The sequence below is a fragment of the Azohydromonas lata NBRC 102462 genome, assembly GCF_001571085.1.
Taxonomy (GTDB): Bacteria; Pseudomonadota; Gammaproteobacteria; order Burkholderiales; family Burkholderiaceae_C; genus Azohydromonas; species Azohydromonas lata.
Window position 1 is genome coordinate 52,746 of sequence record NZ_BCTC01000007.1, and the last position, 25,755, is coordinate 78,500.

The following is a 25,755-nucleotide window of genomic DNA, read 5'->3' on the forward strand; positions in this document are numbered from 1 at the left end:
CCGCCGCGGCGCCCCGCGCCTTCCCGATGGACTTTGCGTTACTGGTATTCCTGATCCTGCTCAACGGGCTGTTCGCCATGTCGGAAATGGCGCTCACGGCCAGCCGCAAGACGCGGCTGCTGGTGATGCTCGAAGCGGGAGAGCCCGGCGCCCAAGCCGCGCTGGACTTGCACGACAACCCCACCAAGTTCCTCTCCACGGTGCAGATCGGCATCACGTCGATAGGCGTGCTCAACGGCATCGTGGGCGAGAACGCCTTCTCCCAGCCGCTGTCGCACTGGCTCACGCAGACGCTGCACGTGCCGGAAGACGCCGCGGCCGTGACCGCCACGGCGCTGGTGGTGATCATCATCACCATCCTGACCATCATCTTTGGCGAGCTGGTGCCCAAGCGCGTCGGCCAGATGTTCCCGGAGCAGGTGGCGCGGCTGGTGGCGCTGCCCATGGAAGGCCTGAGCACCGTCGCGCGGCCCTTCGTGGTGCTGCTGTCGGTGTGCACGGAAGCGGTGCTGCGCCTGCTGGGCATTCGCAACGCGGTGAGCCGCAGCGTGACGGAAGAGGAGATCGCCGCGCAGCTCGAAGAGGGCGTGGACGCCGGCGTGATCGAGGCGCAGGAGCACCAGATGGTGCGCAACGTGTTCCGGCTGGACGAGCGCCAGATCGGCTCCATGATGATTCCGCGCGCCGACATCCAGTGGCTGGACGCCGGCGCCACGGTTGAGGAGGTGCAGGTGTCGCTGGCCGAGGCCGCCCACTCGCGCTACCCCGTGTGCCGCAGCGACCTCAACGACGTGGTGGGCGTGGTCGCCGCCCAGGCGCTGCTGCGCCAGGTGCTGCGCGGCGAGCCGCTGAACATCGCCGACCACCTCATGCCGCCGGTGTTCGTCCCGGAAACGCTGTCCGGCATGGAGCTGCTGGAGCACTTCCGCGCCACGGGTGCGGAAATGGTGTTCGTGGTGGACGAGTACGGCGAGGTCCAGGGCGTGATCACCATCCGCGACCTGCTGGAGGCCATCACGGGCGAGTTCAGCGGCGGCGACGGCGAGCACGAGCAGCCCTGGGCCGTGCCGCGCGAGGACGGCAGCTGGCTGCTCGATGGCCTCATCCCCGTGCCCGAGCTCAAGGACAGGCTGGACCTGAAGGAGCTGCCGGAGGAGGAACGCGGCCGCTACAACACCCTGGCCGGCATGGTGCTACTGCTGCTGGGCCGGCTGCCGCGCACGGCCGACGCCGTGGAATGGGCCGACTGGCGCTTCGAGGTCGTGGACCTGGACGGCAAGCGCATCGACAAGGTGCTGGCCACGCCCATGGCCGAGCCTGCCAAGGCGCAGTGAGGCGCCTGCTTCCCACGACGCCTGAACCCTTTGCTCGCGCCCGCCGGCCCGGCCCGCTCCCGGCCGCCGCGGCGCCAACGGTTTTTTCCCGCTTCACAGACTTGCCATGATCAATCCCGCCCTGCACCGCGACCCCGTCGCCCTGGACCGCAACCACCACCGCGCGCTGCGTTTGAAACTGCCCGTGGACCTGGCCAGCGCCGCGGGCAAGCTCAACGCCTGTTTCCTGCACGGGGCGGAGTTTGCGCAGGCGTGCATGGAGTACCCCATCGTGTTCGTCCGCGCCGGCACCGACGAGGCCGGCCAGCCGCAAATCGCCCCAATGGCGGTGCTGGGCCTCACGCGCGACGAGAACCTGTACCTGCAGCCTGACGGCGCCTGGTCCGCGCAGTACCTGCCGGCGCAGTTGCGCGTCTACCCCTTCGCGCTGGCGCAGGTGGACGCGCAGCAGGCCGCGCTCTGCATAGACCGCGCCTACGCCGGCTTGTCGGAGGCGCAAGGCGACTTGCTGTTCGAAGCCGACGGCAGCCCTTCGGCGCTGGTGCAGCGCATGCAGCAGCAATTGCCGGAGCTGGAGGCCGAGGCGCAGCGCACGCGCCGCGGCTGCGCGCGGCTGATGGGCCTGGGGCTGCTGCAGGAGATGCGGCTGGACATCAGCCAGGGCGAGGGCGGTCCGACGCTGCGGGTGGACGGCTTCATGGCCGTGGCCGAGGAAAAGCTGCTCAAGCTGGACGACGCGACGCTGGCCGAGCTGGTGCGCAGCGGGCTGATGCGCCTGATCCACGCCCATCAACTCTCCATGGTGCACCTGCGCCGCCTGGCCGAGCGCCGGGCGATCCGCGCGGCGGCGCACTAAGACCCCTCGCCGCAGAACGTAGGAGGCCCGCTGGCGGGCCGAACCGCCGGCGCGCCGTGGTGTTGCGCGCTGCAATTCGGCCCGCCAGCGGGCCTCCTACAGGCTCCCGCAGGAGCCGTCGCCCTCAGCGGCGTTACGCCTGCTCGCGGTGATGCGCCAGCAGCCGCTCCAGCAGCTTGTCGAACTGCTTGCGCTCGTTGGGCGAGAAGACGCCGAAGACCTGCTCGTTGTGGCGCTCGATCAGCGCCATCACCTTGCGCCAAGCCGCGCGCCCGGACGGGGTGAGCGACAGCACCACGCCGCGCGCGTCGGCGGCGTTGGCCTGCTTGCGCACCAGGCCCTGGTCGGAGAGCGACTGCGCCGCGCGGCTGGCCTGCGCCTTGTTCAGCCGCGCCCGCGCGGCCAGCTCCACCACCGACAGCGGCTCGAAAGCGCCAATGGCGGCCAGGCAGCGCGCGTCGCCCGGGGCCACGCCGCTGGCGCGCAGGCCGCTGCCGCTGCCGAAGGCGTCGCTGAGCTTGTAGAGCTCGTGCAACCGGTGACTGAGCAACGCATCCAGTGCCGGCGGAGGCGTGCGGGTGGCGGGCTTGGAACGTGTTGTCATGGTCGGCTCGCAATTCAGTACCAAAGGAAGGCCAGTGTAGCGAGGCAACGGTCGTGTTGCGCACGCAACCGCCCATTCCTTCAAGGCATTCTGGGCGGCAGGGCCGGCTCGCCAGGGCGTTCCGGGACATCCCACCCGCCCGCAGAGCGGCCAGCGTGGCCGTGGCGCACACAACCATGGCAAACCGCGCTCCCGCACCGACCCCCTGCCCAAGGTTCGTGACTTTTCCCCAGGAGCCCGGTGCCGCAGGCAACCACCGCGGTGGCAGGCTGCCTGCGCAACGGGGCGGCAATCGGGCCGCTGTAGGGCGGCTGTCGGGCGACCACAAGGCGGCCTCCGGGCGGCTGCGGACCGCCATGGGGGGAGGCATGCCCATGCATTGGGACCTCCACGCCGGGCGCGCCGCCGTCCACAGCGGCCGCGCCAGCAGTTTTCCGGTGCATGCTTGCGTGTGTGATCAAGCGCCTTCGCAGCGCAACCAACTTCCGCCGGCGCGGCCCTGCGCCGGGGTTTCACATGCACACCGCCATGCCGATCCCCCTCTTTCATGACGCAACGGCGGCCCATGCCGCCGCCCGGTTTCCCCGGGCGACTCCCGGGCCATGCGCAGGCCCATGCCGGGGCCGCGCCGCGTGGCCTGGCCGCAACGCGTCAGCCCGCCGTGTGCAGGAGCGCGCGTGATGGACAGCGTCGATACCGTCGTCATAGGCGCCGGCGTGGTGGGCCTGGCCGTGGCGCGCGAGCTGGCGCAGCGCGGGCGCGAGGTGCTCATCCTGGAAGGCGCCACCGCCATCGGCACGGGCACCAGCTCGCGCAACAGCGAGGTCCTGCACGCCGGGCTGTACTACCCCAGCGGTTCGCTCAAGGCACTGCTGTGCGTGCGCGGCCGCGAGCGGCTGTACGCCTACTGCGCCGAACGCGGCATTGGGCACCGGCGCTGCGGCAAGCTCATCGCCGCCACGGACGACGCGCAGCTCGGCGCGCTGCGCGCCCTTCAAGCGCAAGCCCTGGCCAACGGCGTCGACGACGTGCAGTGGCTCAGCGCCGCCCAGGCCCGCGCGCTGGAGCCGCAAGTGCATGCCGTGGCCGCGCTGCTGTCGCCCTCCACCGGCATCGTGGACAGCCACGCGCTCATGCTCAGCCTCCTGGGTGACGCCGAGGCCGCGGGCGCCGTGCTGGCGCTGGCCAGCCCCGTGCTCTCGGCACGCGTGGGCGAGGGCGGCACCGAATTGCAGGTGGGGGGCGAGCAGCCCATGGCGCTGCTGGCGCGGCGCGTGGTCAACGCCGCCGGGCACGGCGCGCCGACGCTGGCCGCGCGCATCGACGGCTTGGCGCCGCAGCACGTACCGCGCGCCTGGGCCTGCAAGGGCCATTACTTCTCGCTGCGCGGGCGCAGCCCCTTTTCGCGGCTGGTCTACCCCATGCACAACTCGGCCGGGCTGGGCGTGCACCTCACGCTGGACTTGGGCGGCCAGGCCCGCTTCGGCCCGGACACCGAGTGGCTGGATGACGCCGACCCCGCCACTTTCGACTACCGGGTCGATGAATCGCGCATCCCCGCATTCGAAACCGCCATACGCCACTACTGGCCCGCGCTGCCGGACGGTGCGCTCACACCGGCCTATACCGGCATACGGCCCAAGATCAGCGGGCCGGGCCAGCCCGCAGCCGATTTCCGCATCGATGCGGCGGCGCAGCATGGGGTGCCGGGGCTGGTCAATCTCTTTGGCATCGAGTCCCCCGGCTTGACCGCCTGCCTGGCCTTGGCCGAGCACGCCGCCGAGCAGCTCGAAAAGCTGTGAGTGCGCGCGCAACTAAAAAAGTTGTTGCGCCGCAGCATACTTATGCAAGCTTCGGGTAAGGGTTGATCCGCTGTAACAGGGGAAGGGTGGCCCCTAGGATGGCTTTCCCTGACAACGCCGAAGCGGAGCAAGGCATGTTGCAACACCGGTGCTCGACCCCTGGTTGTTTCGAACTGTCGTTCAGCGGCTTGTGTCAACGCTGCAGCGAAGGCGAAACCCCTCTGCGCCGTGGCCCGGTGACGGCGCGCGACCTGTACTTCTCCAAGGTCTACGGCGGCCGCGATGCCGAAGTCACCCGCTACCGGCTGGACCATCAACTGCCCGCCGGCCTCTCGGGCAGCCACAGTGCGGTGTCACGTTTTTGAACGCCTGAGCGACTTCAGAACACCGGCCTGACGTCACGCACTGCACCCTAAAAAGCCGTCTGAGGCACCACACAATCTCCCACGCAACCGCAGCTTCTTTCTCCACACGCCGGCCCCGCTTCCAGCGGGGCTGGTTTTTTTATGGGCCGCCGGATGACCGTGCCGGGCCTCATCCTTTGCCCACCGGTACCGGGACGAACAGGCTCGCTTCCCCGCGGCGCACCAGCAGCGCCACGGAGCCGCCGGCCGGGGCCTGGGCCAGGCGCTGGAATTCCTCCAGGCTGGCAAAGCGCTGGCCGTTGACGGCCACGATCACATCGCCCTGCTGCAGCCCCGCGCGGGCCACGCCGGCCTGCAGCTCCTCCACCACCAGCCCGTAAGGCACACCCAGCGCGCGCCGCGCCGCCGCGGGCAGCTCGCTCACCGCGATGCCCAACTGCGTCGCCGCGGGCTTGGGCGCCGATCCCCGGGCCGGCTGCGCCGCCTGCGCCACCTGCGGATTCGGCGCCTGCGCCACCGTGGCCTTCACCGTGGCGGCGGCGCCGTTGCGCCAGACCTCCAGCGGCACTTCCGTGCCCGGCTTGGTCCCGGCCACCAGGCGCGGCAGCGTGGTGGCGTCGGCCACGGCCTGGCCGCCGAAGCTGAGGATCACGTCCCCCGGCACCAGCCCGGCGCGCGCCGCGGGGCTGTCCGGCTCCACGGCGGTGACGAGGGCGCCGCGCGCGCTGTCGAGCTTGAAGGACTGCGCCAGCGGCTCGCTCACCTCCTGGATGCCGATGCCCAGCCGCCCGCGCGTGACGCGGCCGCTGGCCTTGAGCTGCTGCGCGATCTCCATGGCCATGTCGATGGGAATCGCGAAGGAGATGCCCATGTAGCCGCCGGAGCGGCTGTAGATCTGCGAGTTGATGCCCACCACCTCGCCGCGCATGTTCAGCAGCGGCCCGCCGGAGTTGCCCGGGTTCACCGCCACATCGGTCTGGATGAAGGGCACGTAGGTCTCGTCCGGCAGCGATCGCTGCGTGGCGCTGACGATGCCGGCGGTGATGGTGTTGGCAAAGCCGAAGGGCGAGCCGATGGCCGCCACCCACTCGCCCGGCTGCAGTTGGGCCGAATGGCCGATGGGGGCCACGGGCAGGTTGGGCGCTTCCACCTTGAGCAGCGCCACGTCGGTGAGGGCGTCGCTGCCCACCACGCGGGCCTTGTACTCGCGCTTGGAGTCGGCCAGGCGCACGGTGACCTCTTCGGCGTCGGCCACCACGTGGGCGTTGGTGAGGATGTGGCCCTCGCCGTCGATGACGAAGCCGGAGCCTATGCCTTGCGCCTGCTGGGGTGGCTGCTGGCCCGGCGGCGGCATGAAGCGCCTGAAAAACTCCGACAGCGGATCGCCCGGCGGCAGCGCCATCCCGGGCTGCGGCCGGGCCGTCTGCACCGTGGTGACGTTGACCACCGCGGGCCCAACCCGCTTGACCAGCGCCGTGAAGTCGTTGGAGCCCGCCGGCAGCGGCGCGATGGCCGAGGCCGATGCGCCGGGCGGCACCGCCGCGGGCGCCGAGGCGGAAGCAGCCACCGGGGCCTCGGTGTTGGAGCGCGGGCCGCAGCCGGCCAGGGCGGCGGCGATCAGCAGCGAGACAGGGGCAATGCGCGGCTTCATGACGGCCTCGTTCAGTCGGTGATGCGCCCGGGGATGGCAAGGGGTGTGCCCTGGCGCCGGGGCTGCGCCGCGCGGGAGCCCTGCCGGGAACGGGCCGTCCCTGCGTCCTGGGGGAGCCGTGCCGGGTGGCCTGTGCGCGCGACGGCGGGAGGATGGCGGGCGAGCCTTGTCCCGGCGGGTGTGCGGGTTGCCCGTGGGATAGGGCCGCGATCAACCGCCGGGAGGCCCATGGACCTTTACATCGCACCGCTCAGACGCGCCGTGGAACAACTGGATGAGGGTTTGCGGCGCAGCCTGCTCGACCCGGGCGACCTGCTCATACGCGACGGGCTCATCCACCGCTTCGAATTCACCTACGACCTCGCCCTCAAGGCCTTGCACCGCTGCCTCGCGCTGGCGTCGGCTCAACCCCAAGACGTGGCGGCGATGAGCATGGAATCGCTGGTGACCTTGGGCCACGAGCAGGCGCTGCTGTTGGGCGGCTGGCCGGTGTGGCGCACCTGGAGCGACCTGCGCGCCCACACCGGCCACACCGACGAGGAGCCCATGGGCCCGGAAGTGGTGGCCGCCGTGCCGCGCTTCCTGGACGAGGTGCGCCACCTGCAGCGGCGGCTGGCGGGGCGGGTGGTGTGAGGGCTCAGCGCCGCGCCATGACGTCCATCGGCGCCGCGGGCGAGATGAAAGGCGCGGGGGCCGAGTCATACCCGCGTCGGTACGCGTTGCCGCTCGTATAAAAAACCTCGCCACGCGCGATGGCCTCGGCCAGCTCGGCTTTCACCTGCTCGCGTGTCTTGCTGCCGGAGGCGGCCAGCGGCCCGGGAGCGGATTCGTGGTGGAACGGGTACGTAAAGGACGGCCGCACGCCGCTGTTGTTCACCTCGCCCCGTGCCACGGCCTCGGCCAGCTCGGCCTTCACCTGCTCGCGCGTCTTGGCGGTGCTGCCGGCCAACGGCGGCACGGCGGATTCGCGGTAGTAGCTCGACAGCTCCGCGGCCTGCGTGTTGAAGGACAGCAGTGCGGCGGCGGTGGCGGCCAGGACGGTGGTGATCAGCGTGGCTTTCATGGCGGACCTCTCCAAGGAGTGACGACAGGGTCCAGCGCCGTGGTTTCGTTTCAAGAGTGAATGTCCCGGGCTGGTGAAATGAAGTTTGGGCGCCGGGGGTCACGGGGGATTCAAGGAAAGGTCACCGTTTGGTCACGGTTTCTCATTGGTTGGGGGGTGCGAGAAGGGCCTCGCGCCAGCCTTTGGGCCGGGCGCCAACACGAGGTCACGTTTGCATCACCGTGATGGGCCATGCCGGGCTCCAAGCCGGGCGAAGATGCGCGCCGCCATGAACATCGTCATCCTGGGTGCCGGACGCGTGGGAGAAAGCGTCGCCGAAATCCTCGCCTCGGAGGCCAACGACATCACCGTCGTGGACACCGACCCGGCGCGGCTGTCGCTGTTGCAGGACCGCTTCGACCTGCGCGGCGTGGCCGGCAACGGCGTGCAGCCCTCGGTGCTGCGGGACGCGGGCCTGGCCGACGCCGACCTCTTCATCGCCTGCGCGCAGCTCGACGAGACCAACCTCGTGGCCTGCAAGCTCGCCCGCCAGCTCTTTACCGTGCCCACCACCATCGCGCGGCTGCGCAGTCCCGAGTTCTCCGAAGGCACGGCGCTCACCGCGGGGCCGGAAGGCTTCGGCGTGGACCGCGTCATCTGCCCCGAGGAATCGGTGATGCGCACCATCTGGCAGCTCATCAAGTACCCCGAGGCACTGCAGGTGCTGGAGCTGGCGCAGGGCCTGCTGAGCCTGGTGGCCGTGCGCGCCGTGGCCGGCGGCCCGCTGGTGCGCCACCGGCTGGAGGACATCCCGCGCCTGGCGCCGCAGGCCGACATGCGCGTGGTGGCGATCTACCGGCAGGACAAGCCGGTGGCCGACGTCTGCGGCAACACCTGCATAGAGCCCGGCGACGAGGTGTTCGTCCTCAGCCGCACCGGGCAGCTGCGCGCCGTGCTGGGCGCGCTGCGCGAGCGCGACCGGCCCGTGCGCCGCGTCATGATCGCCGGCGGCGGCCGCGTGGGCCTGCGCCTGGCGCGGCAGCTTCGCGGGGAGGTGCAGGTCAAGATCGTCGAGGTCAGCCGCTCGCGCTGCGACTACCTGGCCACGCAACTGCCCGGCGACGTGCTCATCCTCAACGGCGACTCCACCGACGAGGAGCTCATGGGCGACGAGAACGTGCAGGACATGGACCTCTTCCTGGCCCTCACCAGCGACGACGAGGACAACATCATGGCCTGCCTGCTGGCCAAGCGCATGGGCGCGCGCCACGTGCTCGCGCTCATCAACCGCCGCGCCTACGCCGACCTGGTGCAGGGCACGACCATAGACATCGCGCTGTCGCCGGCACAGGCCGTCATCGGCGAGCTGCTGGCGCACGTGCGCTGGGGCAACGTGGAGGCGGTGCATTCGCTGCGCCATGGCACGGCCGAGGTGCTGGAGGCCGTGGTCAGCGGCGACCAGGCCACCAGCCGCCTCGTGGGCCGGCGCATAGAGCAGATCCCGCTGCCTGCGGGCGCGCAGATCGGCGCCATCGTCCGTGGCCTGCCGCCGCGCGGCGAGGCCGAGCCCGCCACGCCGCGCGGGCGGCGCGGCATGCTGGCGCTGCGCGAACGCCGCGCCGCCGGTGCCGACTTGGGCGGCGCCCAAGTGCTCATCGCCCACCACGACACCCTGGTGCAGGCCGGCGACCACCTCATCGTCTTCCTGCCCAACAAGAAGCAGGTGCGCGAGGTGCAGCGGCTGTTCCAGGTCTCGGCCCTCTTCATCTAGCGCCCGGGGACGCGCCCTTGCGAAGCCTGCTGCCCGTCCTGGCCGTGCTCGGCGGCATCGTCATGCTGTTCGCCGCCACCATGCTGGTGCCGCTGGCCTTTGCCTTCCTGGGCGGCGACGCGGCGCTCTACGCCTACGACGGCGCCATCGCCATCACGTTCACGAGCGGCCTGGCCCTGTACCTGCTCGGCCGCCGCTCCCGCCGCGAGCTGCAGCCGCGCGACGGCTTCCTGCTCGTGAGCCTGGTGTGGACGGTGCTGCCGGTGTTCGGCGCGCTGCCGCTGCTCTTCCACATCGAGGGCCTTTCGTTCACCGATGCCTACTTCGAGGCGGCGTCCGGCCTGACCACCACCGGCGCCACGGTGCTCACTGGGTTGGAGCGGCTGCCGCTGTCCATCAACGTCTGGCGCTGCCTGATGGTGTTCATCGGCGGCATGGGCATCCTGGTGCTGGCCGTGGCCATCCTGCCGCTGCTGGGTGTGGGCGGCTCGCAGCTCTTCAAGGCCGAGACGCCGGGGCCCATGAAGGACCAGAAGCTCACGCCGCGCATCGCCGAGACGGCGCGCGGGCTGTGGACCATCTACTTCGTGATGGCGCTGGCCTGCTTCCTGGCCTACCGGCTGGCCGGCATGAGCTGGGCCGACGCCTTCATGCACATGTGCACCACCGTGAGCCTGGGCGGCTTCGCGGCCTACGACGCGAGCTTCGGCGCCTTCGACTCGCCGGCCATCGAACTGGTCGCGACCGTCTTCATGCTGCTGGCCGGCATCAACTTCGCGCTGTACTTCGTCGCCTGGCGCCGGCGCAGCCTGCGCGGGCTGTGGCGCGACCTGGAGGCGCGGGTGTACCTCGCCCTGCTGGCCGCGGCGGTGGCCGGGTTGACGCTGTACCTGATGGCGCACCGCGTGTACCCGGACTTGGGCCAGACGCTGCGCCACACGGCCTTCCACGTCGTCTCCATCGCCACGACCACCGGCTTTGCCACGCGCGACTACGCGCAGTGGCCGCCGTTCGCACCGCTGCTGCTGCTGTTCCTGTCCTGCTTCACCTGCTGCGCGGGCTCCACGGGCGGAGGCATCAAGCTCATCCGCTCGCTGCTGCTGATGAAGAGCGCGCAGCGCGAGTTCAAGCGCCTGGTGCATCCGCGTGCGGTGGTGCCCATCACCTTGGGCGGCGCGGCCGTCGATGCCAACGTGCTGCAGTCGGTGCTGGCCTTCATGCTGGTCTATGGCGCGGTGATGGTGGGCGCCACGCTGCTGCTGCTGTTCTCCGGGCTGGAGGTGGTGACGGCCTTCACCGCGGTGCTCTCCAGCCTCAACAACACGGGGCCCGGGCTGGGCTTGGTGGGCCCGGCGGGCACGTTTCAGCCGCTGACGGATTTCCAGGTCTGGGTCTGCACCACCGCCATGCTGCTTGGGCGGCTGGAATTGTTTTCGATACTGGTGCTGTTCACGGCCGCCTTCTGGCGGAAATAGGCCCGGGCCCCGCATGGCGGCGGGACCGGTATTTACGCCTCATGGCAGCAGCCCATGGCAGTTGGGAGCGCACAATTGCGCGATCTTCTGCGCCGGCCATGACAAATGGCCGGTATCAAGATGCTTCTCCGCAAAACAGTTGGCAGGCACGGGCCTGCCTTTGAAATAACCCTGCATCTCATCGCACCCCATATTCTGGAGCACCTTGTACTCTTCCTCGGTTTCAACGCCCTCGGCCACGACCTTCAACTTGAGAGAGCCTGCCAGCAGAACAATCGCCTTGACTATCGAATGGTTCTCGTGGTCCGAAGATATATTGCGGACAAAACTCTTGTCGACCTTCAGCGTGTCCAAGGGCAGGCGCTTGAGATGGCTCAGGCTGGAGTAGCCGGTGCCAAAATCATCTATGGAGATGCGCACTCCGATATTCTTGAGTTTCTGCAGAACTGCCATGGAATGCTCGACCTTGCGCATCATGCCGCTCTCGGTAATCTCGATTTCGAGAAGCTCGGGCGCCAAGCCGGTTTGTTCCAGCACGGTTGCGACCTGATGGACCAAATCGTCCCGTTCAAGCTGCATGGGGGAGACGTTGATGGCCACCGAGATGGGCGGATATCCGGCATTTTGCCAATCACGGCTTTGACGGCAGGCCGTCTGCAATACCCATTCGCCTATGCCCCCTATCAGGCCAGCCTCTTCCGCCATGGGAATGAATTCAATCGGGCTCACCAGGCCGCGCTTGGGATGGCGCCAGCGTATCAGCGCCTCCGCGCCCACCATCCGGCCGGTGCGCAAATCGTACTTGGGCTGGTAATGCAGCAGCATTTCCTGGTTTTCGACCGCGCGCCGCAGGCTGGAAACCATTTCAAGGCCATCGGTGACGACGCCGTTCGAGTTTTCAGAGAAATACTGGGAGTTGTTGCGCCCAAGCCGCTTGGCCTCGAACATGGCGGCGTCCGCATGCTTGAGCAGCGCGGTGGAGTCGGTGCCATGGGCGGGAAACATGCTGATGCCGACGCTGCAGGTCACCTGGACTTCCATGCCGTTGACGCTCCAGGGCTTGGCCACATCGGCCAGCACGCGCTGCACGGTGCTCTCGACGGACTTGTCATTGCTCTGGTTGACGAGCACCAGCACGAATTCATCCCCGCCGAGACGGGCCACGGTATCGCTTTCGCGCACGCAATGCCTGAGGCGCTCGGCAATGGTGAGCAGCAGCTCGTCCCCCACCTGATGGCCCAGGCTGTCGTTGATGTACTTGAATTTGTCCAGGTCCAGGAAAACCGTCGCCACACATTTGCCTTCCCGCCGCGCCCGCTCGATGGACTGGTCCAGGCGTTCCTGCAACAGCGCCCGATTCGCCAGTTTCGTCAAGGGATCGTGGGTGGCCTGGAAACGGATCTTCGCCTCGTTGGCTTTTCTCTGCGTGATATCTTCGACCGTGCCTTCGTAAAACAAAAAATTGCCGGCCTCGTTGCGTACCGCGCGGGCATTTTCAGAAATCCAGATGACGGACCCATCTTTTCTGTAGACGCGCGATTCGAAATTGGAAACGATGCCGTGCTCGTCCATGATTTTCATGAATTCGAGCCGGCGCCCGTTGTCCACGTAAAGTTGCGACCCTATATCGCGCAGGTTGCCGATCAACTGGCTGGGAGAGTCGTATCCATACGTGCGCGCCAGGGCAGGATTGACGGCCAGGTAACCCTGCTCCAGGGTGGATTGGTAAATGCCTTCGACGGCATTTTCAAAAATGCTGCGATAGCGGCGTTCGGCTTCCAGCAGATCTTCGTCGGCCTTTTTCCGCTTGGTGATGTCCTGAATGATGCCTTCAAGTATGGAAATGCCCTGGTCGCCGCGCTTCACCGCGGTGCCGCGGTCGGAAACCCAGCGAATATCACCGTCCTTGCGGAGGATGCGGTATTCGATATCGTAGCGCCGGCTGTTTTCAAGTGACGTTTGAATGGCCTGCTCAACGCCGTCGCGATCATCCGGGTGGATGATGTCATAGAAGGCAATGGCTTTTTCACCAAGCAATTCAGCCGGCAGGTGGCCGGTCAGCGCCAGGCTGCCCTGACTGACGAATTCCATGGTCCATGCCTTGTCGGCAAGGCAGCGATAAACCATGCCATCAATATTGGCCAGCAATGCTTCGAGCGAGTGAATGCCCATGATGGGCTGCTTGCTCGTTGCGGCGGTATCGATGATTGGATTTGCCATGGTGCGCGTCACTCAACGTTCTTCAAAAGGTGCCCTGGCGCCAGTGTGCTTCAATGTTTTTTTCTGGAATGGCCAACGCAAGTGGCGTGCCTTGCAGCGCACGGCGGATACGGACTGAAACAGGTGCAATCTTCGCTGCGCTGTCCCGGTGACGGTGCGCAAGAGGGCAAACCCTGTAACTTGCGCACCGATTTGGGTGCACGGATTGTGCGGAGCACGCTGTCCGGATGGACAGGTTTTGGCTATTTGGCGCAGCCGGTCTCGAAAGCGTTTGGTTGTCTGTGCAAAAGGGGACCGATTGGGCCGGGCATGAAGCAGGAGTATTGGAAATATCCGGCCTGCAAACTTCCGCGGTATTTCGTTGTGCCCGGCAAATCTCAGCGTGCCATCGGCGGCGCCTCCGGTTCCACCTCGCTCACGGCGGTCTCGGCCGCGGCCTGCCGGCTGGCCACACCCTTGGCCGCCTCGGCCGCCAGCGCATCGCCCTCGCGCCGCGCGCCGGCCAGCATTTCACCCAGCCACTGCGTCAGCAGCGCCGTGTAGGCGCGCTGCGACACCTCGCTGGTCAGGCCGTGGTCGGCACCGGCCAAGCAGCGGTAGGTCAGCGAGCGCGCCTGCAGGCAGGCTTCGCGGTAGCTGGTGATCACGGGGTGCGGAACGATGTCGTCGTGCTCGGATTCGACGATGAGCACGTCGCCCTCGAAGTCGGCGCAGGCGCGCAGCGCCAGGTTGTCCTTGGCCTTGATGAAGCTGCGCCGGTAGGCCTTCAAGTCCTGGTCCTTGTGCAGTTGCACCTTGGGCACTTCCCAGCCGCTGTCGATGTAGAGGGCCGGCACGCGCAGCGCCAGCCAGCGCACCTTGCGCTTGGTGGTGAGGATGGTGGCCAGGTAGCCGCCGTAGCTGCTGCCCACCACGGCAATGGCGTCCGGGTCCACGTGGGGGTGGCGGGCCAGCAGGTCGTAGGCGGCCAGCACGTCGCGCAGGTTGCTCTCGCGCGAGACGGATTCGCGCTGCTCCTGCGTGTCGGCATGGCCGCGCAGGTCGAACGTGAGGCCCACGCAGCCCAGCGCGGCGATCTCCCGCGCGCGGGTGAGGTACTGCCGCTGGCAGCCCCCCCAGCCGTGCACGAAAAGCACGCCGGGCATGGCGGTGCCGGGGGTGATGACGGTGCCGTCTATGCTCGTGGCATCGACCTCGATGTCCACGGCCTGTTCTCGGGTACTCATGGTTTGGGCGCTGCTCCTGCCTGGAAGTGGATGGCCGCGCCGCGCGGGGGCGTGTGGGTCAGTCCTCGTGCAGCAGGGCGTATTTGGTGATGGGGCCCACGTGCTCGTCCACGCCGCGGTAGTAGAGGACGGCGCCGTCAGGCAGCGGATCGAATTCGCCATGCGCCTCCACCGTGGAGGCGCGGGCGGTGTGGCGCGCGGGGGCGTCGCACAGGGCCTGCAGCGCGGCCACCTCGGCGCCGCTGGCGCCGCCCATGCGCCAGGACTGCTCCAGCACGCCGGCGCAGAGGGTTCCTGATGCATCCAGCCCGCGCACCACGTCGTAGTTGGCGCGCGAGGCCAGGAAGCCCGGGAAGCAGTCGCGTGCGGCCTCGTGATACGTGCGCGCCAGCGCCACGGCGTGGCGCGCGCCTTCGTCGTCCGCGGCCAGGTTTTCCAAGGCCTCGAAGCCGCCGCGCACCACGGTGAGCGTAGAGCCGCCATAGACCTCCTGCCCAAGCCGGTTGAGGGTGTTGCGCTGCGTGCCGAAATAGCTCGCCACCAGCGAGCCCAGGCGCAGGAAACCGATGCTGTAGGTCTGCACGTCGGCGGCCAGGTTGCGCTCCAGCACCAGGCCGTGCTGCTCAATCTGCTCGGCCGGCAGGGCGGCCAGCGCCGCGTCCAGGTCGGCTTCGCCGTGCAGCACGGACTGGCCCGCGCCGCCAATGCCGCAGGCGGGCTTGAAGCGCACGGGGCCGCCCTGCAGCAGCCGCTGCGCGGCCTCGCGCGCATCCGCCACGCTGAAGACGGACCAGCCCGGCAGCACGCTGTCGCGCACGCGCTCGTTGAAGTCGGGGTTCCAGCCGGCGGGCGCGGCGGCATCCGGCCGCAGCAGGCCGTGGGTAATGACCTTGGTGGCGACGAAGGGGTAGGGCACGACGCCGCCGAATAAATCCTCCTCGCCGCGTATGCCCAGGCGCCGGGCCGCTGCCAGCGACATCAGCGTGTCGTTGGGGATGACGTAGCCCAGGCTGGCCACGCCGTCGGCGCCATCGGCCAGCTCGCAGCCCATGAGCGCGGCCAGCCGCTGCGCGATGCCGCGCTGCGTGACGAGCTCATGCTCGCGCGCGTCGGCGCGGCAGGGTACGAAGGTGAGGCGCCGGTGCGGCGTGAGCGCCTGGCGCGGCCCGGCGGGCAGGACGCCTTGGGCCAGGTCGAAGGGGGGATGCCGGCCACCGGCCGACGGGATGAGGACAGCAGTGCTCACGATGAAATACCCCGGTGCGGTCGGCGCAGGCGGCCGGATTCACCGGGATCGGCAAGGGCTGTGCCTGCGAACAGGGGGTCTGGTGGCCGGACCGGCGCGCGTCCATCGGGCTGGTCTTCAACGCGAGAGGTGCAGCAGCCGCATGAGCGTGGCCGCGTTGCGCTGCCCTTGGTCCTCGTGGTTGTTGTTGAACACCACGTGCACGGCGGCCACCTGCGCGGCCAGCTCGCGCAGTTTTTCGGCAAGGCCGCCCAACTCCGCGTCGCTGTAGTCGTAGTTGAAACGGTCGGAGGCCGCCGTCGTCGGCCCGGCGACGTTCCAGCTCCCGGTGTTGCGCCCGTGCAGGCGCAGCAGCGCCACGGCGGGGTGGGTGGCTTCCCAGAGCGCCGGCACGCTGTTGCTGAAGCCCTGCGGGCCGTCCACCACGGTGTGGACGAGGTTCAGGTCGCGCAGCATGGCCAGGGTGTCGGCACGGTGCTTCTCGTCGAACCAGCTCTTGTGGCGGAACTCGACGCTCAGGGTGTGCTGCGGCATGTGCGCCACGCAGTCGTGCACGTGAGCGATGCCGGCCGGGTTGCACACCACCCAGGGCGCGAACTGGAAGTGCACCAGGCCCAGGCGGTCGGCGTCCTGCAGCGGCTGCAGCGCGTGCTGGAAGCGGCGCCAGAACTCGGCCTGGATCTCAGGCGGCACGTGCTTCCAGTAGAGGTTGCGGCCTTCCGGCCAGTTCAGGGCGCGTCGCAGGTCTTCGTGCAGCACCTTGGGTTGCGTCTGGTGGCCGGTGAAGAGGCGGAACGCCTTCACGTTCATGGTGAAGTCCGCCGGCGTGCGCTCGGCCCACAGTTGCGCCGTGGCGGGCGAGGGCATGGCGTAGTAGGAGGAATCCACCTCCACCAGCGCGAAGCGCGAGGCGTAAAAGCGCAGCCGGGCCTCGGCGGTGGTTGCCTCCTTGGGATAGAAGCGGCCGCTGTCTATGAGCGACTTGTCCGTCCAGGACGCGGTGCCGACGAGGATGTTGAGCTTGTTGCCCATGCCGCACCTCCGGTGGCGCCTTCAGCCCTGTTCCAGCGCCCGCGCCGCGCCCAGCAGCGCCGGCTCCTCGGCGCGTATGACAAAGGTGGGGGTGGCGCCCAAGTAGTCGCGAAAGCGCCCCTTGGCCTCGAAGGCGGCGCGAAATGGCGAGGCCGCGAACCAGTCGCCCAGCTTGGGGACGATGCCGCCGCCCACGTACACCCCACCGCGCGCGCCCAGCGTGAGCGCCAGGTTGCCCGCGGCGCCGCCCAGCAGCGCGCAAAAGTGCTGCAGCGCCTCCACGCACTGCGCATGGCTGCCGGCCAGGGCGTGGCGGCTGATGTCGGCGGCTTGCAGCGGCTGCGCCGGCACGCCGTCCAGCGTGGCGATGGCGCGATAGAGGTTCTCCAGGCCCATGCCGGAGATGACGCGCTCGGCCGAGACGTGGCCGAACTCGCGCCAGAGCACGCGCAGGATGTCGGCCTCGCGCTCGTTGCCGGGCGCCATGGAGGCGTGGCCGCCCTCGCCGGGCAGGGCGCGCCAGCGGCCGTCGCGCTCGCGGACGATGGCGGCCATGCCCAGCCCCGTGCCGGGGCCGATGACGACCTTGGGCGCGCCTTCGACGGCCTGGCCGCCGCCCACGGCGCCGAGCTGCTCGCCCGCCAGGCCCGGCACGGCCAGCGCCAGCGCCTCGAAGTCGTTGAGCATGCACAGGCGGGTGAGGCCCAGCGCCTGGCGCGTGGCTTCTATGGAGAAGGACCAGTGGCTGTTGGTCATGCGCAACCGGTCGCCGCTGATGGGGTTGGCGATGGCCACGGCCGCCTCGCGCAGCACGGGCGAGCCCAGCGGCGCGAGGTAGGCCTGCACGGCGGCGGCAAGGTCGGCGTGGCCCGTGGTGGAGAGGGTGCTGGCGGCCTGCAGGTGGCCGAAGTCGTCCAGCAGCGCGAAGCGGGCGTTGGTGCCGCCCACGTCGCCCACGAGGCGCAGGGTGTCAGGTGCGGGCTGCATGGCGGGGCCTCATCAAGTCTTGAGGGGTGCGCAGCATCGCATGCGGCAAGAAGGGCGAAGACGCCGCCGCATCACCGTTGTGCAACGCCAAAGGCGAGCGCGCAACGAAAAGGCCCTGGTTCCGTAAGAAACCAGGGCCTTCGTGTTTGGTGCCGGTGAAGAGAGTCGAACTCCCGACCTTCGCATTACGAATGCGCTGCTCTACCAACTGAGCTACACCGGCGGCGTCAAGACATCTATTGTGGCACGGGTTTAAGGGGGAATGCAAGCATTTCGCTTGAAATTTTTCAAACCCGTTTTTGCGAGGCTGGCGGCGGGGAGAAGTCACGGGGCAGGGCGGTGTGCGCGTTGGTGTTGGCGCACATCGCGGCAAGCCCCGTGCCGATGGCGCTCAGTCCGTCGCCACCAGCCCGGGCCTCGACGAAACGGCCTTACTTCTTGGCCGCTTCCAGGTGGTAGCCCGTGACGACGTCCACCTCGTTCTTGGAGCCCAGGATCACGCTCACGCGCTCGTGCAGCTTGGAGGGCTGGATGTCCATGATGCGCTGCTGGCCGTTGGTGGCGGCGCCGCCGGCCTGCTCGACCAGGAAGGCCATCGGGTTGGCCTCGTACATCAGGCGCAGCTTGCCGGGCTTGGCCGGCTCGCGCGCGTCCCACGGGTACATGAAGATGCCGCCGCGGCACAGGATGCGATGCACGTCGGCCACCATGGAGGCGATCCAGCGCATGTTGAAGTCCTTGCCGCGGGGGCCGGTGGTGCCGGCCAGGCATTCGTCGATGTAGCGCTTCACCGGGGCGTCCCAGTGGCGCATGTTGCTCATGTTGATCGCGAATTCCTTGGTGTCGGTCGGGATCTGCACGTTCTCCTCGATGAGGAACCAGCCGCCCAGCTCGCGGTCCAGCGTGAACATCACCACGCCCGCGCCCACCGTCAGCACCAGCGTGGTCTGCGGGCCGTAGACGCAGTAGCCCGCGGCCACTTGCGACTTGCCGGGCTGCAGGAAGTCGGCTTCGCTCACGCCCTCGTGGTCGGCGCCCTTCTTGAGCACCGAGAAGATGGTGCCGATGCTGACGTTGACGTCGATGTTGGAGGAGCCGTCCAGCGGATCGAACAGCAGCAGGAATTCGCCCTGCGGGTAGCGGTTGGGGATGATGTGGATCTCATCCATCTCCTCGCTGGCCATGGCCGCGAGGTGGCCGCCCCACTCGTTGGCCTCGATCAGCACCTCGTTGGAGATGATGTCCAGCTTCTTCTGGACCTCGCCCTGCACGTTCTCGCTGCCGGCCGTGCCCAGCACCTCGCCCAGCGCGCCCTTGTTGACCGCGATGGCGATGCGCTTGCAGGCGCGCGCCACCACCTCGATGAGCAGCCGCAGCTGCGCCGGGATGTTGTCGTGCTCGCGCTGCTGCTCGACCAGGTATTGGGTGAGACTGACTCGCTTGCTGCTCATGGTGCTGCCTCCAGTGGTGATCGAATGTTCATTGGGCCGCGGCGGCCTGGGCGTTGGCGTTGGCCTCGTCCTCGGCCAGCGCGCGCGTGACGATCTCGCGCACGTCGCCCGACAGGTCCGGCTTGGCCGCCACGCGGGCGATGGCCTCGCGCGCCGCGCCGCGGTAGGGCTCGGCCAGCTTGCGCCAGCGGTCCATCACGCGCGCCAGGCGGGCGGCGAGCTGCGGGTTCATGGCGTCGATGTCCATGACGCGGTCGGCCCAAAACACGTAGCCCGCCGCATCGGCGCGGTGGAAGGCCGCCGGGTTGAACATGGTCAGCGAGAACAGCAGGCTGCGCGCGCGGTTGGGGTTGCGCAAAGAGAAGTCGGGGTGCTTGAGCAGCGCCTTGACGCGGGCGAAGACGCGGCCGTCCAGCTCCGGCGCGCGGGCCTGCAGGGCGAACCACTTGTCCAGCACCAGCGCGTCGTCCTTGAACAGCTCGTGAAAGCGCGAGAGCGCCGGCTCGGCCAGCCCGGCATGCGACTCGACCAGCGCGGAGAGGGCGCCCAAGCGCTCCGTCATGTTGGTCGCGTCCTTGAAGCGTTGATACGCGCGGCCGGGCCACACCGGGTCGCCGCTGCGCTGGGACTGCAGGCACAGCATGGACAGCGCCATGTTGACCAGGGCGCGCTTGCCGGCCTGCGCCACGGTGGGCGCGTAGGCCTCGCTCGTGGCGTTGCGCTCGAAGGCCTCGATCCAGTCGGCATGGAGCTGCTCGGCCAGTTGCGCGCGCATCGCCTCGCGGACTTCGTGCACGCGCTGCGGGTCCACCACCGGCAGCTGCTCGGCGACGTAGCCCTCGCTGGGCAGTTGCAGGACGAGCTCCTTGAAGGAGGCGTCCAGCGCCGGGTGGCGCAGCACGGTGCGCAGGGCTTCCACCAGCGGCGCGTCCAGGGCGGCCGGGCCCAGGCCCTGTGCGGCGGCGCACAGGCGGGAGAGGGCGAGCTTTTGCGCCGACTCCCAGCGGTTGAAGGCGTCGCTGTCGTGGGCCAGCAGCACCATGCGCTCGGCGTCGGACAGGCCGTCGTCCAGGTTCACGGGCGCGGAGAAGCCGCGCAGCAGCGAGGGCACCGGGGCGGCGTCCACGTTCTCGAACACCCACTGCTGCTGCGGGTGCTCCAGCACCAGCACGCGGCTGGTGCCGCCGGGGGCCTCCTCGCCCGCCAGTTGCAGCGGCAAGGAGCTGCCGTCCTGCGCCACCAGCCCCATGGCCACCGGGATCACGAAGGGGAATTTGAAAGGCTGGCCGGGCGAGGGGCCGCAGAACTGCTCCAGCGTGAGCGTGTAGCGGCGGCTCTCGGCGTCATAGGTGCCGCGGGCGGTGACCGTGGGCGTGCCGGCCTGGGCGTACCAGCGCTTGAAGGCGTCCAGCCGCACCGACAGCGCGCTGCCCGGGTTGGCATCGGCGATGGCCTGCGCGAAGTCGTCGCAGGTCACGGCCTGCCCGTCGTGCCGCTCGAAGTACAGGCTCATGCCGCTGGCAAAGCCCTCGTGGCCCACCAGCGTGGCCATCATGCGCACGACTTCGGCGCCCTTGTCGTAGACGGTGGCGGTGTAGAAGTTGTTGATCTCGGCGTAGCTGTCCGGGCGCACCGGGTGGGCCATGGGGCCCGCGTCTTCCGGGAACTGGGCCGCGCGCAGCTGGCGCACGTCCTCGATGCGGCGCACGGCGCGGGCGCTGGCGCCGCCGCTCATGTCCATCGAGAACTCCTGGTCGCGGTAGACGGTGAGGCCTTCCTTGAGGCTGAGCTGGAACCAGTCGCGGCAGGTGATGCGGTTGCCCGTCCAGTTGTGGAAGTACTCGTGGGCCACCACGCTTTCCACGCCGAAGAAGTCCACGTCGGTCGCCGTGGCGGGGCTGGCCAGGACGAACTTGGTGTTGAAGATGTTGAGGCCCTTGTTCTCCATGGCCCCCATGTTGAAGTCCTCGACCGCCACGATCATGAAGCGTTCGAGGTCCAGGGGTAGCTTGAAGCGCGCCTCGTCCCACACCACCGAGGCGACCAGCGAGTTCATCGCGTGCTCGGTCTTGTCGAGGTCGCCGCGGCGGACGAACACCTGCAGCAGGTGCTCCTTGCCGGAGCGGGTGCGGATTTTTTGTTCACGCGCCACCAGGTCCGCCGCCACCAGGGCGAACAGGTAGCTGGGTTTGGGGAAGGGGTCGTGCCACTTGGCGAAGTGCCGGCCGCCGGGCAGCTCGCCCTGTTCCACCAGGTTGCCGTTGGACAGCAGCACCGGGTACTTGGCTTTGTCCGCGCGCAGCGTCACCGTGTAGACGGCCATCACGTCCGGCCGATCCAGGAAGTAGGTGATGCGCCGGAAGCCCTCGGCCTCGCACTGGGTGAAGAAGCCGCTGCCGCTGGTGTAGAGGCCGGAGAGCTCGGTGTTCTTCTCGGGGCAGCAGCTGTTGCGGATTTCCAGCGTGAAGCTGTCATCCGCGGGCGGGTGGTCGATGACGAGCTGGCCGTCCTCGTGCCGGAAGCTGACGCTCTCGCCGTTGGCCAGCACGCGCAGCAGCGTGAGGCCCTCGCCGTGCAGCCGCAGCGGCTGGGGCGCGGCCTGCGGGTTGCGTTCGATGGCGAGCTTGGAGCTCACCAGCGTCTTGGCCGGTTCGAGGTCGAAGCACAGCTCGACGCTGCGGATGCGGTAGGCCGGCGCGACGTAATCCTCGCGGCGGACCAGGGTGACGGTGCCTTCGCGCATTGCTGCTCCCGTGGCGTGTCTGGGTGGTGGCACGAACGGGCCCGCCCCCTTGCCGAGTGCGGCGGGGCCCGTTCGCGGCGGTGGGTTTTACAAACCCTGCTTCAGGCTGGCGGCGATGAAGGCGTCGAGGTCGCCGTCCAGCACCTTCTGGGTGTTGGAGATTTCGACGTTGGTCCGCAAGTCCTTGATGCGGCTCTGGTCCAGCACGTAGGAGCGGATCTGGTGCCCCCAGCCCACGTCGGTCTTGGCGTCTTCGAGCTTTTGCTGCTCGGCCATTTTCTTGCGCATCTCGTGCTCGTACAGGCGCGAGCGCAGCATCTGCCAGGCCTCGTCGCGGTTGCGGTGCTGCGAACGGTCGTTCTGGCACTGCACGACGATGCCGGTGGGGATGTGCGTCAGGCGCACGGCCGAGTCGGTCTTGTTGATGTGCTGGCCGCCCGCGCCGGAGGCGCGGAAGGTGTCGGTGCGCACGTCGGCCGGGTTGATGTCGATCTCGATGGAGTCATCGACTTCCGGGTAGACGAACAGCGACGCGAAGCTGGTGTGGCGACCGCCTGAGCTGTCGAACGGGCTCTTGCGCACCAGGCGGTGCACGCCGGTCTCGGTGCGCAGGTGGCCGAAGGCGTAGTCGCCTTCCACCTTGATCGTCGCGCTGCGGATGCCCGCGACGTCGCCCTCGGTCTCTTCCATGACCTCGGGCTTGAAGCCCTTGCGCTCGCAGTACTTGAGGTACTGGCGCAGCAGCATGCTGGCCCAGTCGCAAGCCTCGGTGCCGCCGGCGCCGGCCTGGATGTCGATGAAGCAGTTGCTGGGGTCGGCAGGGTTGTTGAACATGCGGCGGAACTCCAGTTGTTCCACCGTCGCCTGCAGCTGCTGGGCTTCGGCCTCTATGGTTTCGAGGGCGTCCACGTCCTCGTCGGCCTTGCTCATTTCCCAGAGCTCGAGGTTGTCGCCGAGGTTGCGCTCAAGGTGGTTGATGGTGTCGACCACCACCTCCAGCGTCTTCTTTTCGCGGCCCAGCTCCTGGGCGCGCTTGGGCTCGTTCCAGACGCTGGGGTTCTCCAGCGCGGCGTTGACTTCGTTCAGGCGCAGGGCTTTGCGGTCGTAGTCAAAGATACCCCCTTAGCGCACTGGTGCGCTCGCTCAGGTCGGTCAGCAGGCTGCCGATGGCGTTGATGCGTTCGATGTCCATGTGTGGGGACCCGCGGTTGTGATGCGTGAAAGGGGTGGATTTTCGCACGCGCACCGCGCCGTTCAGGAGCGTGCGGGCGTTGTAAGAGAATGCCGCCCGGCGGCCGGCGTCCAAACCGGCCGTGCCGTGGAGACGACATGCAGCCCAAAGGCCGCCGAGAACAACAGGCCGACACCCCCCCATCGCCCGCCGCCGCACCGCCGCGCGGCACGGCGCTGCCGTCCGAGGCCGCGCCCGCGCCCGCATCCGCGGCGGCGCTGGCCGTGCATTGGCGGCGCACGTGCTGGCTCACCGCGGTGCTGCTGCTGGTGTGGTTCCTGGCCGGTTTCGTGGGCGTCTACTTCGCGGCCGACCTGCGCCAGCGCTTCTTCGGCTGGCCGCTGGGCTTCTGGATGGCGTCCCAGGGGGCGCTGCTGGTGTTCCTGGCGGTGGTGGTGGTCTACGCCTGGGCCATGGGCCGGCTGGACGACGCCGCCGGCCTGGCGGAGGAGCCCTGAGGTGGCCGCGCCCGGCGCCTCCCCGTCGGCCGACCGGCACTTCCGCAGCCGGCTGCACCGCATCTACCTGGCCTTTGCGCTGGGCTTCATCGTCTTCGTGGTGCTGCTGGGCGTGGCCGAGGAGGTGGCGGGGCTGTCCAAGCGCTGGATCGGCTTTGCCTTCCTGCTGCTGACGGTCACGCTCTACGCCGGCATAGGCATCCTCAGCCGCACCACCGACCCGGCCGAGTACTACGTGGCCGGGCGCCGCGTGCCGGCCTTCTACAACGGCATGGCCACGGCGGCGGACTGGATGAGCGCCGCCTCCTTCATCGGCATGGCCGGCACGCTGTACCTGAGCGGTTTCGGCGGCCTGGCCTACGTCATGGGCTGGACGGGCGGCTACTGCCTGGTGGCGCTGCTGCTGGCGCCCTACCTGCGCAAGTTCGGCCAGTACACGATTCCCGACTTCCTGGGCGCGCGCTACGAGGGCCACGCGCCGCGGCTCATCGGCGCGGGCTGCGCCATCCTGGTCAGTTTCACCTACCTCGTGGCGCAGATTTACGGCGTGGGCCTGATCACGGCGCGGCTGACCGGGCTGCCCTTCGAGGTGGGCGTGTTCGTGGGCCTGGGCGGCGTGCTGGTGTGCTCGTTCCTGGGCGGCATGCGCGCGGTGACGTGGACGCAGGTGGCGCAGTACATCGTGCTGATCCTGGCCTACCTGGTGCCCGTGTGCTGGCTGGCGGCCAAGCAGACGGGCGTGCCGCTGCCGCTGGTGGTGTACGGCGTGCAGCTCGAAAAGGTCAGCGAGCGCGAGCAGCAGCTCAAGGCCGACCCGCGCGAGAAGGAGGTGATCTCCACCTTCCAGGGCCGTGCCGACGCCTACGAGCGCCGCCTGGAGAACGTGGCCGCGGCGCTGGAGGCGGAAGTCGATGCCGCCAAGGCGCGCGTGGCGCGGCTCAAGCACACCAACGCGCCGCAAAGCGAAATCCACGCCGCCGAGCGCGCGCTGGCGCAGTTGCCCAACAACGAGGAGGAGGCGCGGCGCGCGTGGCAGGCCGAGAAGGCGGCCAACGAGGCGCGCGCCCGTCCGCTGGCGGGCATGCCCGAGCACGCCGTGCCCTTTGCCGGGGAGCCCGACGGCGACCCGCTCTCGCGCAGCAGCCCCGAGGTGTCGCGGCGCAACTTCATGGCGCTGGTGTTCTGCCTGATGGTGGGCTCCGCGGCGCTGCCGCACGTGCTCACGCGCTACTACACGACGCCCAACGTGCGCGAGGCGCGCGCCTCGGTGGCGTGGACGCTGTTCTTCATCCTGCTGCTCTACGTCACGGCGCCCGCGCTGGCGGTGCTGGTGAAGTACGAGATCTTCAACGTGCTGGTGGGCACGCCCTTCGACCGGCTGCCGGCGTGGATCTCGAACTGGTCCAAGGTCGATCCGGCGCTGCTGTCGGTGCAGGACGTCAACGGCGACGGCATCTTCCAGCTCGGCGAGATGAAGATCGGCGGCGACATCATCATGCTGGCCACGCCGGAGATCGCCGGGCTGCCCTACGTCGTTGCCGGCATGGTGGCTGCCGGCGGCCTGGCCGCGGCGCTGTCCACGGCCGACGGGCTGCTGCTGACCATCTCCAACGCCCTGGGCCACGACACCTACTACCGCGTCATGCGGCCGGGCTCCTCCACGGCGCGGCGCGTGACCATCTCCAAGACGCTGCTGCTGGTGGTGGCGCTGGCCGCGGCGGCGGTGGCGGCGCACAAGCCGGCGGACATCCTGTTCCTGGTGTCGGCCACCTTCTCGCTGGCGGGCTCGGCCTTCTTCCCGGCGCTGGTGCTGGGCATCTTCTGGAAGCGCGCCACGCGCGCGGGCGCCTGCGCCGGCATGGTGGCGGGCGTGCTCACCGCCGGCACCTACATGGTGTTGACGCAGCCCTGGCTGCGCGGCGTCTTCCACATCCAGTCGCCGGTGGAGCTGTGGTGGGGGCTGCACCCGGTGTCGGCCGGCGTGTTGGGCGTGCCGGTGGGCGTCGTCGCCATCGTCGTGGTGAGCCTGCTGACGCCGCCACCCTCGGCGCAGACGCAGGCCGCGCTCTCCGACTGGCGCCACCCCGGGAAAACACCGAGCTGAAGGACCCCGGCGCACTTGAGATTGATCAAGTCCCGCATCCGGGGGGCTGCCTACGCTGTGCGGCAACAGGGCCACAAAGCAGTTGGAGACGGCGATGCAGAAGCTGGGCAAGGTGGTGGACAGGTTGGGCGGTGCCGAGCTGCTGCTGGTGAGCCTG

The 25,755-nt window shown here is 68.9% G+C and carries 21 protein-coding genes and 1 tRNA gene; 9 read left to right on the forward strand and 13 right to left on the reverse strand.

Going from position 1 to position 25,755, the window contains the following annotated elements; genetic code table 11:
* The first annotated feature begins 26 nt into the window (after positions 1 to 26).
* Both ALA01S_RS04580 and ALA01S_RS04585 read left to right on the forward strand, forming a co-directional pair.
* Positions 27 to 1,334, forward strand: a complete 1,308-nt coding sequence (locus ALA01S_RS04580; RefSeq protein ID WP_066332626.1) for a hemolysin family protein — start codon at positions 27 to 29, stop codon at positions 1,332 to 1,334.
* Between the two features lie 106 nt (positions 1,335 to 1,440).
* Positions 1,441 to 2,190 carry a SapC family protein gene (locus ALA01S_RS04585; RefSeq protein ID WP_066332629.1) on the forward strand — a complete coding sequence of 250 codons (750 nt, stop codon included), beginning with the start codon at positions 1,441 to 1,443 and terminating at the stop codon, positions 2,188 to 2,190.
* Between the two features lie 133 nt (positions 2,191 to 2,323).
* Here ALA01S_RS04585 and ALA01S_RS04590 read toward each other — a convergent pair whose 3' ends face one another.
* Positions 2,324 to 2,794, reverse strand: a complete 471-nt coding sequence (locus ALA01S_RS04590) for a MarR family winged helix-turn-helix transcriptional regulator (protein ID WP_066332632.1) — start codon at positions 2,792 to 2,794, stop codon at positions 2,324 to 2,326.
* Between the two features lie 680 nt (positions 2,795 to 3,474).
* Between ALA01S_RS04590 and ALA01S_RS04595 the strand changes: the two genes are divergently transcribed.
* Positions 3,475 to 4,596, forward strand: a complete 1,122-nt coding sequence (locus tag ALA01S_RS04595; RefSeq protein ID WP_066332635.1) for an NAD(P)/FAD-dependent oxidoreductase — start codon at positions 3,475 to 3,477, stop codon at positions 4,594 to 4,596.
* Between the two features lie 98 nt (positions 4,597 to 4,694).
* Positions 4,695 to 4,961 (forward strand): hypothetical protein, encoded by a 267-nt coding sequence (locus ALA01S_RS32565; RefSeq protein ID WP_157118758.1) that lies wholly within the window; start codon positions 4,695 to 4,697, stop codon positions 4,959 to 4,961.
* Positions 4,962 to 5,130: 169 nt separating this feature from the next.
* Here the strand turns inward: ALA01S_RS32565 and ALA01S_RS04600 are convergent, their stop codons facing one another.
* Complete coding sequence (locus ALA01S_RS04600; RefSeq protein ID WP_066332637.1) at positions 5,131 to 6,612, reverse strand: Do family serine endopeptidase; 1,482 nt, start codon at positions 6,610 to 6,612, stop codon at positions 5,131 to 5,133.
* Positions 6,613 to 6,840: 228 nt separating this feature from the next.
* On the opposite strand from ALA01S_RS04600, the gene ALA01S_RS33870 reads away from it, so the two are divergent.
* Positions 6,841 to 7,245: a nucleotidyltransferase substrate binding protein gene (locus ALA01S_RS33870; protein ID WP_066332640.1), complete on the forward strand. Its 405-nt coding sequence runs from the start codon at positions 6,841 to 6,843 to the stop codon at positions 7,243 to 7,245.
* Positions 7,246 to 7,249: 4 nt separating this feature from the next.
* On the opposite strand, the gene ALA01S_RS04610 is transcribed toward ALA01S_RS33870, so the two are convergent.
* Positions 7,250 to 7,675, reverse strand: a complete 426-nt coding sequence (locus ALA01S_RS04610; protein WP_066332643.1) for a DUF4148 domain-containing protein — start codon at positions 7,673 to 7,675, stop codon at positions 7,250 to 7,252.
* 268 nt (positions 7,676 to 7,943) lie between these two features.
* On the opposite strand from ALA01S_RS04610, the gene trkA reads away from it, so the two are divergent.
* Both trkA and ALA01S_RS04620 read left to right on the forward strand, forming a co-directional pair.
* The gene (gene trkA, locus ALA01S_RS04615) at positions 7,944 to 9,425 is read left to right on the forward strand and encodes a Trk system potassium transporter TrkA (protein WP_066332647.1); all 1,482 of its coding nucleotides are present in this window, start codon (positions 7,944 to 7,946) and stop codon (positions 9,423 to 9,425) included.
* Between the two features lie 17 nt (positions 9,426 to 9,442).
* Complete coding sequence (locus ALA01S_RS04620; protein ID WP_066332649.1) at positions 9,443 to 10,900, forward strand: TrkH family potassium uptake protein; 1,458 nt, start codon at positions 9,443 to 9,445, stop codon at positions 10,898 to 10,900.
* 39 nt (positions 10,901 to 10,939) lie between these two features.
* Here the strand turns inward: ALA01S_RS04620 and ALA01S_RS04625 are convergent, their stop codons facing one another.
* From ALA01S_RS04625 to ALA01S_RS33875, 10 genes are all read right to left on the reverse strand, one after another.
* A complete protein-coding gene (locus ALA01S_RS04625; protein WP_066332651.1) occupies positions 10,940 to 13,132 on the reverse strand; it encodes a sensor domain-containing protein in 2,193 nt (730 codons plus the stop codon).
* A 365-nt stretch (positions 13,133 to 13,497) separates the two neighbouring features.
* Positions 13,498 to 14,346 carry an alpha/beta hydrolase family protein gene (locus ALA01S_RS04630; protein WP_066332654.1) on the reverse strand — a complete coding sequence of 283 codons (849 nt, stop codon included), beginning with the start codon at positions 14,344 to 14,346 and terminating at the stop codon, positions 13,498 to 13,500.
* Between the two features lie 58 nt (positions 14,347 to 14,404).
* Entirely contained in the window at positions 14,405 to 15,592 is a 1,188-nt protein-coding gene (locus tag ALA01S_RS04635; protein ID WP_066332656.1) for a DUF3182 family protein, read from the reverse strand.
* Positions 15,593 to 15,709: 117 nt separating this feature from the next.
* Complete coding sequence (locus ALA01S_RS04640; RefSeq protein ID WP_066332659.1) at positions 15,710 to 16,624, reverse strand: DUF72 domain-containing protein; 915 nt, start codon at positions 16,622 to 16,624, stop codon at positions 15,710 to 15,712.
* A gap of 21 nt (positions 16,625 to 16,645) precedes the next feature.
* Positions 16,646 to 17,611: a glucokinase gene (locus tag ALA01S_RS04645; RefSeq protein WP_066332661.1), complete on the reverse strand. Its 966-nt coding sequence runs from the start codon at positions 17,609 to 17,611 to the stop codon at positions 16,646 to 16,648.
* 147 nt (positions 17,612 to 17,758) lie between these two features.
* A tRNA-Thr gene (locus ALA01S_RS04650) sits at positions 17,759 to 17,834 on the reverse strand.
* Between the two features lie 208 nt (positions 17,835 to 18,042).
* Positions 18,043 to 19,062, reverse strand: coding sequence for a class 1 fructose-bisphosphatase (locus ALA01S_RS04655; protein ID WP_066332662.1), 1,020 nt, complete (start codon positions 19,060 to 19,062; stop codon positions 18,043 to 18,045).
* A 28-nt stretch (positions 19,063 to 19,090) separates the two neighbouring features.
* On the reverse strand, positions 19,091 to 21,805 hold the full coding sequence (pepN, locus tag ALA01S_RS04660; RefSeq protein ID WP_066332664.1) for an aminopeptidase N: 2,715 nt from the start codon (positions 21,803 to 21,805) through the stop codon (positions 19,091 to 19,093).
* A gap of 87 nt (positions 21,806 to 21,892) precedes the next feature.
* Positions 21,893 to 22,997, reverse strand: a protein-coding gene (gene prfB, locus ALA01S_RS04665) for a peptide chain release factor 2 (protein WP_157118760.1) whose coding sequence is annotated in 2 segments (ribosomal slippage) — positions 21,893 to 22,915 and positions 22,917 to 22,997 — 1,104 coding nt in all. Because the reading frame shifts where the segments join, the coding sequence is not laid out codon by codon here.
* Positions 22,914 to 23,111, reverse strand: coding sequence for a hypothetical protein (locus ALA01S_RS33875; RefSeq protein WP_169805847.1), 198 nt, complete (start codon positions 23,109 to 23,111; stop codon positions 22,914 to 22,916). The genes prfB and ALA01S_RS33875 overlap by 84 nt, the downstream gene beginning before the upstream one ends.
* 23 nt (positions 23,112 to 23,134) lie before the next feature.
* Between ALA01S_RS33875 and ALA01S_RS34370 the strand changes: the two genes are divergently transcribed.
* Positions 23,135 to 23,494, forward strand: a complete 360-nt coding sequence (locus ALA01S_RS34370) for a DUF4212 domain-containing protein (RefSeq protein ID WP_084267219.1) — start codon at positions 23,135 to 23,137, stop codon at positions 23,492 to 23,494.
* Between the two features lies 1 nt (position 23,495).
* Complete coding sequence (locus tag ALA01S_RS04675) at positions 23,496 to 25,598, forward strand: sodium:solute symporter family protein (protein WP_066332667.1); 2,103 nt, start codon at positions 23,496 to 23,498, stop codon at positions 25,596 to 25,598.
* Positions 25,599 to 25,755: the final 157 nt, after the last annotated feature.